We start from the raw sequence: 14110 nt of genomic DNA, 5'->3' as shown, positions 1-14110 counted from the left end.
GGTTACGGCACGGGTTCGAGGTCGAATCGGATTCCGGTGCGCAGCGTCGCGTTCGCGGACATGCCGAACATGCGGTGGAAGGTTTCGCTGAAGTGGGACGGCGTTGCGAAACCCGCGTCGGTCGCGGATCGGGTCAGATCGTGGCCGGCGGCGACGTTGCTCATCGCGTGAATGATGCGGCACCACTGTTGATATCGGCGGAACGTCGTCCCGTACTGCTGGACGAACAGGCGAAGAAAGTGTGACGTGGACAGGTCGAGATCCGAGGCGATCGGTTCGGCCCGGAACGTGCGATCCGGGTGTCGTCGGATCGCGGCCGCCACTCGTTCGAGACGGGGATCGGGAACCGGGACGGGCCCCGCGGCGGCCAGCGCCACAATGCGGCTCGGGTCCAGCTCCGGTTGGTTGCATTGTTCGACCAATTCGCGTTCGCGACAGTGATCGAGCCGGTACGGGCCCGCGGTGTCGGCCATCTGCGCTTCGATAGCAGCGGACGGCGACCACGCCGGATCCACGAACAGCAGCAAGATCGGTCTGCCGAGCGTGTTCACCCGGTGCACCGCGCGAGCGGGGGCGTACGCGCTGCGGGTGGTCATCGCACCGTGGGTGGCGGTCTCCAGGACGAAGGGCCCGTCGAGACCGACGGTGAGCACCGGGACCGAACCGGAGTGCATGTCCACGCCGAGTTCGGGCCCGAGATACCCGGCATGACCCGGCCTGATCCAGACCACCGGACCACACGATTTCGAAAGCGCCTCGTCGGTCACACCTGCCACGGTAATGGTGCGCCGCTTCGAATTACAGCGGCCGACCACGAGAGGACAGAAATCGTGAAGTTCCCACTGGCAATATCGGTAGGCGTGGCCGTGCTGACCCTCAGCGCGTGCACGATGCAGTCAGCGTCCAGCGAAACAGATGCTGCGCCAACAGGTTCCGGACTGCGACCAGCCGCATTGCAATCCGCGCTGAACGCGGTCCGCGACGCGGGGATGATCGGTGTGTACATGGAGGTACGCGACGGCGACCAGACGTGGAATGGCACGGCAGGGGTCGCCGACATCGCCACCGGCGCACCCATCGGGCCCGACATGGTTCACCGAGTCGGCAGCATCACCAAGACGTTCGTCGCGGCCGCGATCATGCAACAGGTCGAACAGGGGCGCATCGGTCTCGACACCTCGATCGGCGACTACCTGCCGCAGCTGGTCCCCGGTGAGCGTGGCGCGAAGATCACCGTCCGGATGCTGCTCGACAACACCAGTGGACTGGCCGAACATCTGCCGTACTCATTCCCTTCTCTGGCAGCCTTTTTCGGCGGGGCGCAGCTGTCGTCGGAGAGCCTGGACCAGCATCGGTTCACCCAGTTCGACCCGGTCGAGTTGATCGGCATGGGCGTCAACGCGCCGCCCGCCACCAGCGCACCCGGAGCGACTCCCGGCGTCTACTCCAACACCAACTACTTCGTGCTGGCCCAATTGCTGGAGAAGGTGACCGGAACGGCGTTCCAGACGTACATCGCCGAGAACGTGATCGCACGCGCCGGACTCGAACACACCGCGTTCCCGGACGGGCCGACCCTGACCGTTGCGCACCCGCGCATGTACGAGGCACTGTTCGGAATGATCGACCCACCACGCGATTACAGCGTCTACGACATGTCGTGGGCACTGCCCGGCGCCGGCCTGGTCTCGACCATGTCGGACCTGAACCGCTTCTACCGCATGCTGCTCAGCGGCCAGATCGTGAGCCAGGATTCCTTGACGCAGATGCAGCGCACAGTCCCCGTCATCGCCCTGGACGGCTCGCACCTCGAGTACGGCCTCGGCCTGCACAAGGTGCGAACCCCGGCGGGCGAAATATTCTGGGGCCACGACGGCAGTGTCTTCGGCACCCAATCCCTCTCGCTGACCAGCGCCGACGGCACCCGCCAGATGTCGGTCACGATGAACCTGGTCCGCTGGAACGAGCTGGGCCCCGACGGAAAACCGAAGCCCCACCCCATCGACGACGCCCTCACCGCCCTTTACCAGGTAGCGATGGGCGGGAAGTAGTCGCTTAGGCGGGGCCCATTCGTCGACGTCTAACAGTGTCACGGACGTTCCCCAGCTCCGCTACGGCCGGTACCCCTCGAATTCCCAGTGCCCGAGTTTGCCGATCTCGGAAGCCAACTCGGGCCATGTCGGACGTTCGAGGGGCGCGAGGAACTGTGATACGTACCGTTCGATTTCGCGGACGTCGACTCGATCCAGCACCAGAAGGTACCTCCCGGCGGCCGGCGCGCCCGCGAGCGCTCGATGACCGTACGCAAGTGCAGGTGGTCAGCGGGTGCGCCGGCCGGTGAGGGCGTTCAGGTCGATGGTCAGGGGGAACGGTTCGGGCACGTGCACGGTGCCGGTGGCGCGGGGCGTGATTCGGTATTCGCCGGTGTCGTCGAGGGTGTAGATCGTGAGGCCGACTGATTCGGTGTCGATGAGGTCGATCACCCAGTAGTGGGCGATGCGGTTGGCGGCGTACTCGCCTGCCTTGATGGAGTAGTCGCGGACTGCGGATTCGCCGGATGTCGCGATCTCGACGGCGAGCGCGATTTGGTCGCTGCGAATTCGGGGTTGGTCGTCGATATCGACAGGTGCGACCACCACATCTGGCACGCGACGGGGCGATTTGCCGGTGAGTTCGGCCTCGATTCCCGCGAAGGCTTCCCACTCTTCGGGGAGTTGGCTGTCCAACTGTATGAGCAGCCGGTTGATCGCTCGACTGACCCTTGACGTCGGGCGCTGGCTGACGAGAAGGAGTCCGTTCTCGATCTCGTAGCGATGGCTGTTATCGCACGGTAGAGCGTCGAATTCGACGATGGAGATCGGTTGTCCGAGCCGACTCGGTATCGTCTCGACCGCCACTTTCAGCCTCCGAGTGATTGTCCACTGCATCCTTGTGCCACTGTCGCAGCTTGAACTGGTCGGGTCGTGCTCTGTGAGCGCATGGGTTGGCAGCCTTGTATGCGGGCTGATTGTCAGCGCCATCCTGGCGGCGGGCTGTCTTGGTCGAGGTTCGGTGAAAAGCAGGCGGGTCGGCTTCATGGGGAGTGAAGAGGGTGTGATTGGCACCTGGCCGACCCGCCTGTCCACTATTCGTTGGCGGCGGTCCTGTGGATCGGGGTGTTTTCAGGCGTTGAAACGGTCGGTGATCATCTGTTCGGTCAGGCCGTATTCGGACAGCGAGTAGGTGTGGGTGGGTTTTCTTGTGCCGGTGCGGCTTTCGGTGTCGAGGGCGGTGATGGCTGTGCGGGCTGTGTCGGTGAGGGGGGTGTCGGTGGTGCGGTAGATGCGGTCTACGACGGCCAGGGGGTCGGTGCGAAGGTCGTCGAAGTCGACGTCGATGAAGGTGGCTTCGGGGTGGCGGGTGCGGGCGGCGGTGAAGTCGGACAGGCCTCGGGACCACAGGTCGAGTTGGGTTCGGCCGATGGTTTCGGGGGTGAACGTGGTGGACCAGCCTCGGGTTGCGTGGTCGTTGAGGCTGCACACCGAGCCGATGATGGTGGCGGGGTCGCGGTGGGTTTGGATGATGACGGCGTCGGGGTAGGTGGCCAGCAGGGCGTCGAGGCAGAACAGGTGGCTGGGGTTTTTCAGGACCCAGCGGCGGGGGTCGTTCATGCCGATGAGCTGCAGGTTGCGGCGGTGGCGGGCGTAGGCGGGGGTCCAGTCCTGGGCCGCCAGCCAGCGGGAATAGCCGGGGACGTAGGCCAGACATTCGTAGGAGTGCGACATGCCGGATTGGCGCAGAAGCTGCCAGCATTCCTCGACGTCGGCGGCGCTCATGTAGTGCAGGCCCATGAATTCGGGGTTCTGGACCTGGTGTTGGCGCAGGCCGGCGTCGATTTGCTGGTAGGCGGGGTTGGTCGGCCAGGTGTCGCGGGGCGGGCGTGGTTGGGGGAAGTCGGTCAGCCACATTTCCAGGCCCTGATTGGCAGGGTCCGCGACGAGCAGCCGGTGCAGGGCGGTGGTGCCGGTGCGAGGCAGTCCGGTGACGAAAATCGGTCGGGTGACCGGCGTTTCGACGTACTCGGGGTTGGCTGCCCACGCGGCTTCGCTCAACGCGCGAGCAATCAGCGTGCCGCGCAGGAAGAATCGCGACATCTTGCTGCCGAGTTCGGTGAGCCCGGCTTCGTCACGATAGGAGTCGAGCAATACCTGCAGTGCTTCGAGGTAGTCGTCGGGGCCGAAATCGGTGAGGCCGGTGAGTTTGGTGGCCGAGGCGTGCAGGTCGGCCACGGTGCCGACGTCAGTGCGCACAGTCATGGTTCAAAGCTCCTAGTTGTGGTATTCGCCGCAGTTGACGTCGAGGGTCTGACCGGTGATCGCCGACGACCACTCCGACGCGAGAAACACCACAGCACGGGCGATTTCGTCGGGTTCGGGCAAACGCTTCAGGTCCGATTTCAACGCGGTCTGTTCATAGACCTGTTCGACGGTGATGCCGTACTTCTCCGCGACCTGACCGAAGTACCACTTCAGCTGGTCGGTCCAGATATAGCCCGGCAGAACACTATTGACGCGAACTCCCTTGGCGCCGAGTTCGGTTGCCAGGGTCTGTGACATCGCCAGCAGCGCGGCTTTGGTGAGTTTGTAACTGCCGTACCGCGGTTCGGAATGCCGAACGACCATCGAATTGATCATCACCACAGCACCTTTGGACTCGGCGAGCGCGGGCGTGAACGCCTGGGTCATTCGCAACCCGCCCAGCACCGTCATGTCGAAACTCGACCGGATGTGGTCGAAATCCGTGCGGTCCAGCGGTTTCATCGACGGGACCGAGAACGCGTTGTTCACCAACGCGTCGACCCGGCCGAAGGTATCGACCGTGCGCGCCACGAGGTTGTGGACCGCCGCCTCGTCGGTGATGTCGGTGGGCACACTCAGCGTCGCGCCACCGGCGGCCTCGATCTCGCCGGCCACCTCGAGCAGTCGTGATTCGGTGCGCGCCGCGAGCACGACCGTCGCACCGGCCGCGGCAGCTTCCAAACAGATCGATCGGCCCAGACCAGGCCCGACTCCGGAGACAACGACGACTTTCCCGTCCAACAATGCCCCACTCATCCCAGCATCCGATCTGCGAAGGCCCGCTGGCGGGCACTGATCCGGTCACGCCATCCAGCGGCGTCGATCCGGTTGTCTTCGAAATAGGGAAGGTGTTGCGCGACTTGATCAATCGCCACCACTTCGACCGTCGGGCCATCCGCCTCGTTCATCGGGCGATCGGTGCGCTGCCACCGGAACTGCAGGATTCCGCGCGTCCGGCCGGTGGTTTCGATCCAGTTCGCAATGCCCGGATCCTGCCTACTCACCACCATCCGAATCATCCCGTCCGAATCCACCTGTGCCTGAGCGTGATTGAGACTGGTCTGGTGGTTGACGTAGTCCAGGGAGATGTACCAGAGACTGCCCAGCTGGAAACCCTGGTACGGCGCATCGGATTTCGGGACGGTGATCACCAGCGCCTGATCATCGGCGAGATCGAAATGCCCGACCGAGGAGTACTGGGTGCTCAGCCCGCCGGGGGTCAGCCGGGGTGCGGTCAGCGTGTTCACCGGCAGGTCCAGATAGAACCACTTGGGGAAGTTGAACCAGGTGTGCACGCGGGTGAGCAGCATCTTCGCCGCCGCGCCGTATCGTTTGCGGATGCGCGCCAGGTCCGGTTCGACGGGTGCGGTGCCGATGGTGTCGACGCGCTCGATCCGAATAGAACCCTTGCGCTGCGACCAGTCGCCGTAGACCTCGCGCACGGCAAGCATGGACGCCCCGTCACCGAGCGGAAAATAGTCCGGACCCGCATCGGGTTTCGCGGGGCCGAAGCGCAGGGTGAAACTACCGTCGTCGGAGATCGGAATGCGCCGGTCGTCGAACGCGTCGGCGCCGCCGGGCACGTCGGTGGCGGTGTAATCACCTTTGAGCACTTGGAAACTCAGGTCGACCGTGCTGCCGCGCACCCCGGTCACCACGTATTCCGCGGTCGGCTCGATGTTGGCGTGGTAGTAGAGCGTGTCCGGGTTGTCCAGGCCCATTTTCGCGTAGGGGCCGGTCGAGGACACGAAGTACGGATGCGAGGTGCCGTGCGCGCCCGAAAGACGCAGGCAGGCTGCGATACTGGCGGCGAGATAGTCGTAACCCTCGGCCAGATCCTGGTCGCTGCGAACGAATTCCGCACTGGCGATGAGAGTTTCGGCCTGCGCGACCGCGGCGAGGAAGGGGGCGGTCAGTGGATCGGGTGGTGCGACGGTGGTCGTACTGGAGTGGGTCAACGGTCTGCGATTCCTAGCTCTCGGAGAATGTGGGTAGCGATGTCGGACGGGGACCCGAGGTCGGGCGTGATGACGAGATCGGCATGCTCAGGGCGTTCATACGGCGAGCCGATCCCCGTGAAGCCGGGCAGCTCACCGGCGCGCGCCTTGGCGTAGAGGCCCTTCGGGTCGCGGCGTTCGCATTCCGGCAGCGGCGTGTCGACGAAGACCTCATGGAAGGGCAGTTCCCGGTCGGCATGGGTGGTGCGGGCATCGGCCCGTTGCGCGGCGAACGGGCTGATCACCGACACGATCGCCACCGCACCGGAATCGGCGAACAATGCTGCGACTTCGGCGACGCGGCGCACGTTCTCGTCCCGGTCGGCGGGGGAGAAGCCGAGGCCTGCGTTGAGGCCGTGGCGCAGATTGTCGCCGTCGAGCAGGTAGGCCGGCCGCCCGGCCGCCACCAGCTGACGTTCCAGCTCGACGGCGACGGTGGACTTCCCCGACCCGGACAGGCCGGTCAGCCAGATGGTCGTGCCGGTGTGCCCGCGTTCGGTGCGAGTCACCGCCGAGCGATGCCAGGTCAGAGACCACGCTGGGCGGACAATTGCGTCGCTTTCGGTCGCGGATTCGACCGATGATGCGAGAAATGTCCGCTCAGCGTGGTCCAACCCGGTCTCCCGACCGGTCACCATCCCGGCGGCGACCGTCTGGTCGGTCACGGGATCGATCAGGATGAAACTGCCCGTGCGCCGATTCTCCCGATACGAATCGAACAGCATCCGATGACGACTGCGCAGTCGGATGCGCGCAATGTCGTTGAGCGACAACGACTCCACGTCCTCGACCCGATGCAGGGTGTTCACATCCAGCCGGTAGTCGATGGCGGTGACCTCCGCGGAGGAGGTCTGCGCGGCGGTGCGCACCAAATACTGTGCTCCCGCACGCAATTGAGCAGTCTCGGAGAACCAGCACACCATCGCGTCCAGTTCGGTGCCGATATGCGGGCGATTGCCAGGCCGGGCCAGTAGGTCGCCGCGCCCGACATCGATGTCGTCTTCCAGTGTCAGCGAGACAGCCATGCCGGTGAACGCTTCGTCGACCTTCGTGCCGCCCGGACCCCAGATCTCCCGAACATGGGTCGCGCGACCCGACGGCAACACCACCACCTCGTCACCGGCTTTGAAGATCCCGCCCGCGACGGTGCCGGCGTAACTGCGGTGGTCCAGACCCTCCTGCGCCCGGATGACGTACTGAATCGGCAGTCGGGCATCGATGAGATTGCGATCCGAGGCGATGTGCACGTCCTCGAGATGGCGCAGCAGCGGCGGGCCCGGATACCAGGGCATGTGCTGCGAACCGTCGACAACGTTGTCGCCCAGCAGGGCCGAGACGGGAACGAAGCTCAGGTCGCCGACGGTCAATTTGGATGCGAACGCGGCGAATTCGGTGCGGATCTGCTCGAACCGCTCCTGCGACCAGTCGACCAGGTCCATCTTGTTCACGCACACCACCAGGTGCGGCACGCCCAGCAGCGTGGCCAGGAACGCGTGCCTGCGGGTCTGTTCGGACACGCCGGTGCGGGCGTCGACCAGGATCAGCGCGAGGTCCGCGGTGGACGCGCCGGTCACCATATTGCGCGTGTACTGCACGTGGCCAGGGGTGTCAGCGATGACGAACTTGCGGCGCGGAGTGGTCACGTAGCGATAGGCGACGTCGATGGTGATGCCCTGCTCGCGTTCGGCGCGCAAACCATCGGTGACCAGCGCCAGATCCGCTGCGGCACCGCCACGTTCGGTGCTGACCTTCTCGATGGCGGCGAGTTGGTCGTCGAACAGCGACTTGGAGTCGTAGAGCAGTCGGCCGATCAGAGTGGACTTGCCGTCGTCGACGCTGCCCGCGGTCGCGATTCGTAAAAGGTTGCGGCGCATCAGAAGTAGCCCTCTCGCTTGCGGTCTTCCATGCCGGTCTCGGAGATCCGGTCGTCGGCGCGGGTGGCGCCGCGCTCGGTGAGGCGGGTGGCGGCTGTTTCCGCGATCACCTTCGTCGGGGTGTCGGCGGTGCTTTCGACGCAGCCGGTGCAGGTGGCGTCGCCCACCGTGCGGAAACGGACGGTCGCCTCGAAGGTGCGCTCGCCGGGGGCCGCGTCGACGAATCGTGTTGCCGACAACAGCATTCCGTCGCGTTCGATCACCTGTCGACGGTGCGCGTAATACAGCGACGGCAGCTCGACGGCCTCGCGATCGATGTACTCCCAGATGTCGAGCTCGGTCCAGTTCGACAGCGGGAACACCCGAATGTGTTCGCCGGGCTGATGACGACCGTTGTAGAGGTTCCACACCTCGGGCCGCTGCGCGCGGGGATCCCATTCGCCGAAACTGTTGCGGAAGCTGAAGACTCGCTCCTTGGCGCGGGCCTTCTCCTCGTCGCGCCGGGCTCCACCGAAGGCCGCGTCGAACCTGTTCTCGCCGATCGCGCGCAGCAAAGTGGTGGTTTGCAAAGGGTTTCGGGTGGCGCCCGGACGTTCTACGGCGCGGCCCGCGTCGATGTCGTCCTGGACTCGGGCAACAACCAGGCGTGCTCCGGTGCGCTCGACGGTGCGGTCGCGGAACTCGATCACCTCGTCGAAATTGTGGCCGGTGTCCACGTGCAGCAATGGAAACGGCAGGTGCGCAGGCCAGAACGCGCGGCGTGCCAGATGTAGCAGCACGGCGGAATCCTTGCCGCCGGAGAACAGTAGGGCCGGTCGCGCGAGCGTGGCCGCGACCTCTCGGAAGATGTGCACCGACTCGGCCTCCAAGGCCGCCAGATGCGATAACTCGTACCCCGCTTGCACTGTTCACCCTCTTGTTCTCGCGATTTGTCGGAAACTCTCTCCGACGACTTGCGGTGTCGAATAGTCGACGCTATCGTTCGGTATTGTGACACCGACGATAAGCCGGGCCCAGGGCGCCGGTCAAGAGGTGAACCCGGATTCGATGGGCGATGCCGAGATTCCCGGTGCCGCGTCACCGCCGACGCATCGGGTGGTGAAGGTGCTGGAACTGTTGTCCAGGCGAGCGACCGAGCATCTGTCGCTGGCCCGGATCGTGCGGGAAGCGGGGCTTTCTCGCGCCACCGCCCATGCCGTGCTCGCTCAGCTCACCGCCGACGGGTGGACCGTGCGTGATGATGATGGTTGTTACGGAATCGGGCTTCGGCTACTGACGGTCGCTCGACGGGCCGAGGCGGCATTTCCGTTGCGCCGCACCGCTATTGCGCATCTGCATCAGTTGTCGGAGGTGGCCGGCATTCCGGTGTTCCTCGCCGAACGGGCCGGGGACAGCATCGTGGTCACCGAGGTGGTCGGGCAGCCGTCGGCCGGTTGGATTCGGCCCGGACGGCGGCTGCCGCTCGCGCCGCCTGTGTGCCGCGAATTCGTCGCCTGGGCACCGGAATCCGTGCGAAATACCTGGCTGGAAGCCGCCGACCCGGCCCATCGCGACCGGCTGACTCGCGTGCTCGCCGAAATCCGCACGCGCGGCTACTCCGTCGAACGCCTCGTCGACGACTCGACGCCGATGCTGGAAGTGCTGGCGGGCCTGCGTGATTCGCCCGTCACCGCGGCCCTGCGCGCTCAACTCGGCTCGGTCATCACCGAACTGATCACCATCGACTACCTCCCCGACGAGCTCGGCCCCGAAAACGCTGTCGTCACTCTCTCTGCCCCCATCCGCGACCGTAACGGTGCAGTCGTCGCAGCGGTCGTCAGCTGCCCCGACACCCGGCTGTCCGCCGCGGAACTGAGTGAACTCGGCGCGGCGACAATGGCGGCCGCGGACCGCATCGCACTCGGTGAACTGGTGGAGTAGCGCGCCGCCTGCCACCCATGGCAACTGTCTCGCCGTCCGGCATAGGGCAGCGGACTGCCCGGATTGTGTGCTCTCGAGCACTTTTCGCACCGAACGGGTTTCGATCAGTCGGCTTCGAGTACTCGATAGCGGCGTTTCGCCATTACGCTGACGAATGGATCTGACTGAACGCGACCCGCTCCACGGTCGCGCGGTCAGAGGGCGAGGAAGGACTACGGACGTGGCAAACGACGCCGATCGGTGGTGGGAGGCGCCCGGACTCTCCGGCCCGACCCCCGACCCCGCCGCACCACCCGCCGCGGACCAGACCATCCTGCGACCGCCCAGTGGTCCCGAACAGCCCAGCGCCGCACCGCAAGACGGTGCGCAGCCGCCTGTCGGGCAACAGTCTGGAACGGATGATCAGCCACAGTGGCAGCAGCCAGGAACGGGACAGCCTGGCAGCGGACAACATCCGGTCGCTGATCCCACGGTGGTCGGCCAGCCGGGGATCGGCGGCCAGCCGTGGCAGCAACCCGGTCTCGGGCAGCAGCCGCAGTGGCAGCAACCAGGAACGGGACAGCCCGGTAGCGGGGAGTATCAGCAGGCGACGCCGACAGTTTTCGGTCAGCCGGGGCCGGGCCAGCAGCCGTACGGCCAGCAGCCCGGCAGCGGCGAGTACCAGCAGGCGCCCCCGACTGTCTTCGGTCAGCCGGGGCCAGGCCAGCAGTTCGGGGCACCGCAGCCCGGTAGCGGGGAATATCAGCAGGCGCCACCGACCGTGTTCGGTCAGCCGGTGGGCAGCGGCGAACAGCCGTACGGTCAGCAGCCACAGTGGCAGCAACCGTCCGGTAGCGGCCAGCACCCGTACGCGCCGCCAGCGCCTGGACAGCAGTTCGGCCAGCCAGGCACGGGGCAACAACCCTTCCCTCAGCAGGCCGGGATGGGCCAAGATCCCTACGCGCAGCACCCCGGCACAGGCCAACAGCCGTACCCGCAACAGCCCTACGGCCAGCAGTTCGGCTCACCCCAGCAACCCTTCGCCCAGCCGGGTTACGGTCAACAGTCCTACGGTTACGCCCCTGCCCCACAACCACTTCCGGCACCCCCACGCCGAGGCGGCTCGGGGAAGATCATCGCGGTCGTAGCAGTAATCGCCGTGCTGGCGATCGGCATAGCGGTCACAGTGGCATTCGCGACCAGTTCCTCCGAACAGACCACTGCCGCACCGACTTCCACCACCACCGCCCCCGTCACCACCACAAAAGCGGCCCCACTATCGGGCACCAGCACCGCCCCCATCACTCCCGGCTCGAAGGGCGTGCTGGTCTCCAGCTACCGAGTCGCCTATGACGTACCGGCCGCTTGGAAGATCCACGCCTCCACCGACCCACTGGAAATCACCAACCAGTTCGGCACGATCGACGGACGCGGCCAAGCCACCGAGGGCGCCGCCTACTGCCCGGGCTCGGCCTATCGCGCCATGGCCGCAGTGACCTCGACCACCGAGAAGGACCCCGCCGCCGCGGCCACCGCCATCGCGAAAAGCTCTGCGGCAGGCGGCTATTCGGACGCCACCGGCGGCAAGATCACCGCCGCTACCTCGATGAAGACCGATAGCGGCATCGAGGGCCAGTTCGTGGAATCCGCAGGCCCGTGGGCCCCGTCGCGACCGGGCTGCACCGCCAACGCCTACTCCATCTACACCTTCGGCTTCCGCAACGCCGCCAACACCCTGCTGGTGCTGACCATCCTCGTCGACCGCAACGCCACCGGCGAACTCACCGCCGACCAGGCCAAGACGATGATCAAAAGCCTGCGTCTGTCCTAGCGGCCGCGGCGGCATCGGGCGCAGTGTTCGTAGACTCGACTCATGACCGCAGCCGCATCGAACTCGACCGACCTGCCGGCGAGCCTGGTGGAGATGACCGCTGACCACGTCCGCGCGCAGGTGCTTGGCGGTGCGTTGGCGCCGGGGGAGCGGGTGGGCGAGGAGGCGCTGTGCGCGCAGCTGGGGATCAGTCGGGCGCCGGTGCGGGAAGCGTTGCGGCGCTTGGCCGAACAGGGGTTGGTCGAGCATCTGCCGCGCCGGGGATACCGCGTGGTGGTGTGGTCCGCGCACGACATCGTGCAGTTGTTCGAGGTGCGGCGCGCGTTGGAACAGCACGCGCTGACCACCGCGCTGCCGTGCGCGCAGTTACGCCTGGGCGGCGTGCGCGCCGCACTCGAGCAGTTGACCGCCGCGGACAAGCGCAAAGACTGGGTTGCCCGCGACGACGCCCACCGCCGCTTTCACGCCGAAATCGTTGCCCTGGCAGGTAATCGGCAGTTGGACCTGGTGTATGAGCAGGTCCTGGTGAAGCTGCAGCTGGCCATGGCACGCAACCTGCGCGAGGAGACCGAAGCGGGTGCCCGGCGCGATGGCGTGCGCCGGCATCAGGAACTGCTGACCGCCCTGGAGACCAACGACCCGGTGCGGGCCGAGGCGGCGCTGCGCAGGCACGGCGAGCAAACATACCTGAAACTCGGTATCTCCTAACACATCCGATACAGACCGCTACCACCGCCGTCACACATTCTGTCGACAATCGACAAGATGACAGGCTCTACGGTCACCGAAATTCTCGCCCAGCACCAAAGTGGCAGCGGCTCGCCGACCCGGACCGCCGCACGGGTGGCCGACGCGATGGCCGCGCGCGGCGACGACGGCACGTGGATCACCCCGGTATCGCGCGAGGAATTACTCAGTGCGGCAACAGCTATCGAACGTCGGCCGGGTGCTCGCACATTACCGCTGTACGGGGTGCCGTTCGGGGTGAAGGACAGCATCGATGTCGCGGGCTATCCAACGACCCTGGCCTGCCCCGACTACGCCTACGTCGCCACCCGCACCGCGCCCGCTGTGCAGCGTCTGCTCGACGCGGGTGCGTTGTTCGTGGGCAAGACCAATCTCGACCAGTTCGCCACCGGACTCAACGGCACCCGAACGCCATATCCGGTGCCGCGCAGCGTATTCGGCGGTGACCTGATCAGCGGCGGCTCCAGTTCCGGCTCGGCACTGGCCGTGGCGCTCGGTCAGGTGCCGTTCTGCGTGGCCACCGACACGGCCGGGTCGGGCCGGGTGCCCGCCGCGCTCAACGGCATCGTGGGCTGGAAGCCGTCACGCGGTCTGATCAGCACCGTCGGACTGGTCCCCGCCTGCAAGTCGCTGGATTGCCTGACGCTGATGGCGACAACGATCGAAGACCTCGACCTGGTCGCCGACGTGATCATGGCGGTCGACCATGACGACCCGTGGTCACGGGCGAGGGGCCCACGATTTCATGGCGGCCCGATCCGGCTCGGCCTCCCGGCCCCACACGAACTCGAGTTCTTCGGCGACGAGGCCATGCGCACCGCACACCTGGCCGCTCGAGACCAGCTGCCGCGCAATGGGTTCGAGTGCGTGAACACCACTCTCGCACCGTTCCTCGCGGCGGGCGCACTGCTCTACCAGGGTCCCTGGGTCGCGGAACGACTGGTCGAGTTCGAACAGTTCCTCACCGAACGCCCCGACTCGATCCTGCCGGTGATCCGGGAAATCCTGGACAGCGGAAGGAAATTCAGCGCCGTCGACGTCTTCCGCGCACAGCAGCGGTTGCAGCAGCTACGTGCCGAGGTGGCCCGACTATGGGACACGGTCGACGCGATCGTGGTGCCGACCATCGGCACCACCTTCACCGTCGCCGACGTGCTGGCCGACCCCATCGCCACCAATACCGTGCTCGGCCACTACACCCACTTCGGCAACCTGCTCGACCTCACCGCGATCGCCGTGCCCGCCGGCACCACACGCGAAGGAAGACCGGTGTCGCTCATGGTGTTCGGCCCCGCCCTCGCCGACGACGTCGTCCTGGCCGCCGCCGCCCGCCTGCTGGACGAACCCCGCACCCCCACGCTGCACGACTTCGGACCGGTGTCCCTCCAGGAGCGACGATGACCGAAATCCCCGCCACCCCAACGC

At 66.1% G+C, this 14110-nt stretch carries 12 protein-coding genes and 1 pseudogene; 5 read left to right on the top strand and 8 right to left on the bottom strand.

The window, feature by feature from the left end; genetic code table 11:
* Positions 1-2 precede the first annotated feature (2 nt).
* Complete coding sequence (locus tag ACFWU5_RS20305; protein ID WP_379268246.1) at positions 3-767, bottom strand: helix-turn-helix domain-containing protein; 765 nt, start codon at positions 765-767, stop codon at positions 3-5.
* Between the two features lie 63 nt (positions 768-830).
* On the opposite strand from ACFWU5_RS20305, the gene ACFWU5_RS20300 reads away from it, so the two are divergent.
* The gene (locus ACFWU5_RS20300) at positions 831-2051 is read left to right on the top strand and encodes a serine hydrolase domain-containing protein (RefSeq protein ID WP_379268245.1); all 1221 of its coding nucleotides are present in this window, start codon (positions 831-833) and stop codon (positions 2049-2051) included.
* Positions 2052-2111: 60 nt separating this feature from the next.
* Here the strand turns inward: ACFWU5_RS20300 and ACFWU5_RS20295 are convergent.
* The 7 genes and pseudogenes from ACFWU5_RS20295 to cysD all read right to left on the bottom strand — a co-directional run.
* Positions 2112-2270: pseudogene (locus ACFWU5_RS20295) on the bottom strand (Imm8 family immunity protein); the annotation flags it as partial.
* Between the two features lie 48 nt (positions 2271-2318).
* Positions 2319-2927: a Uma2 family endonuclease gene (locus tag ACFWU5_RS20290; protein ID WP_379268309.1), complete on the bottom strand. Its 609-nt coding sequence runs from the start codon at positions 2925-2927 to the stop codon at positions 2319-2321.
* A gap of 234 nt (positions 2928-3161) precedes the next feature.
* Positions 3162-4295 (bottom strand): sulfotransferase family protein, encoded by a 1134-nt coding sequence (locus tag ACFWU5_RS20285; RefSeq protein ID WP_379268244.1) that lies wholly within the window; start codon positions 4293-4295, stop codon positions 3162-3164.
* Positions 4296-4307: 12 nt separating this feature from the next.
* Positions 4308-5093: an SDR family oxidoreductase gene (locus tag ACFWU5_RS20280; RefSeq protein WP_379268243.1), complete on the bottom strand. Its 786-nt coding sequence runs from the start codon at positions 5091-5093 to the stop codon at positions 4308-4310.
* Positions 5090-6295: a hypothetical protein gene (locus tag ACFWU5_RS20275; RefSeq protein WP_379268242.1), complete on the bottom strand. Its 1206-nt coding sequence runs from the start codon at positions 6293-6295 to the stop codon at positions 5090-5092. Before ACFWU5_RS20275 ends, ACFWU5_RS20280 begins: the two co-directional genes overlap by 4 nt.
* A complete protein-coding gene (gene cysC, locus ACFWU5_RS20270) occupies positions 6292-8208 on the bottom strand; it encodes an adenylyl-sulfate kinase (protein ID WP_379268241.1) in 1917 nt (638 codons plus the stop codon). Before cysC ends, ACFWU5_RS20275 begins: the two co-directional genes overlap by 4 nt.
* On the bottom strand, positions 8208-9113 hold the full coding sequence (gene cysD / locus ACFWU5_RS20265; RefSeq protein ID WP_379268240.1) for a sulfate adenylyltransferase subunit CysD: 906 nt from the start codon (positions 9111-9113) through the stop codon (positions 8208-8210). Before cysD ends, cysC begins: the two co-directional genes overlap by 1 nt.
* Positions 9114-9198: 85 nt before the next feature.
* On the opposite strand from cysD, the gene ACFWU5_RS20260 reads away from it, so the two are divergent.
* From ACFWU5_RS20260 to ACFWU5_RS20245, 4 genes are all read left to right on the top strand, one after another.
* Complete coding sequence (locus ACFWU5_RS20260; protein ID WP_379268239.1) at positions 9199-10128, top strand: IclR family transcriptional regulator; 930 nt, start codon at positions 9199-9201, stop codon at positions 10126-10128.
* Between the two features lie 220 nt (positions 10129-10348).
* Positions 10349-11938, top strand: a complete 1590-nt coding sequence (locus ACFWU5_RS20255) for a hypothetical protein (protein ID WP_379268238.1) — start codon at positions 10349-10351, stop codon at positions 11936-11938.
* A gap of 42 nt (positions 11939-11980) precedes the next feature.
* Positions 11981-12646: a GntR family transcriptional regulator gene (locus ACFWU5_RS20250; protein ID WP_379268237.1), complete on the top strand. Its 666-nt coding sequence runs from the start codon at positions 11981-11983 to the stop codon at positions 12644-12646.
* Between the two features lie 57 nt (positions 12647-12703).
* On the top strand, positions 12704-14086 hold the full coding sequence (locus ACFWU5_RS20245) for an allophanate hydrolase (RefSeq protein ID WP_379268236.1): 1383 nt from the start codon (positions 12704-12706) through the stop codon (positions 14084-14086).
* The last annotated feature ends 24 nt before the right edge of the window (positions 14087-14110 follow it).

It is taken from the genome of Nocardia sp. NPDC058640 (genome assembly GCF_042716995.1).
In the GTDB taxonomy this organism is placed as follows: Bacteria; Actinomycetota; Actinomycetes; order Mycobacteriales; family Mycobacteriaceae; genus Nocardia.
The sequence above is the reverse complement of the archived record's forward strand: the minus strand, read 5'-3'. Positions and strand labels throughout refer to the sequence as shown.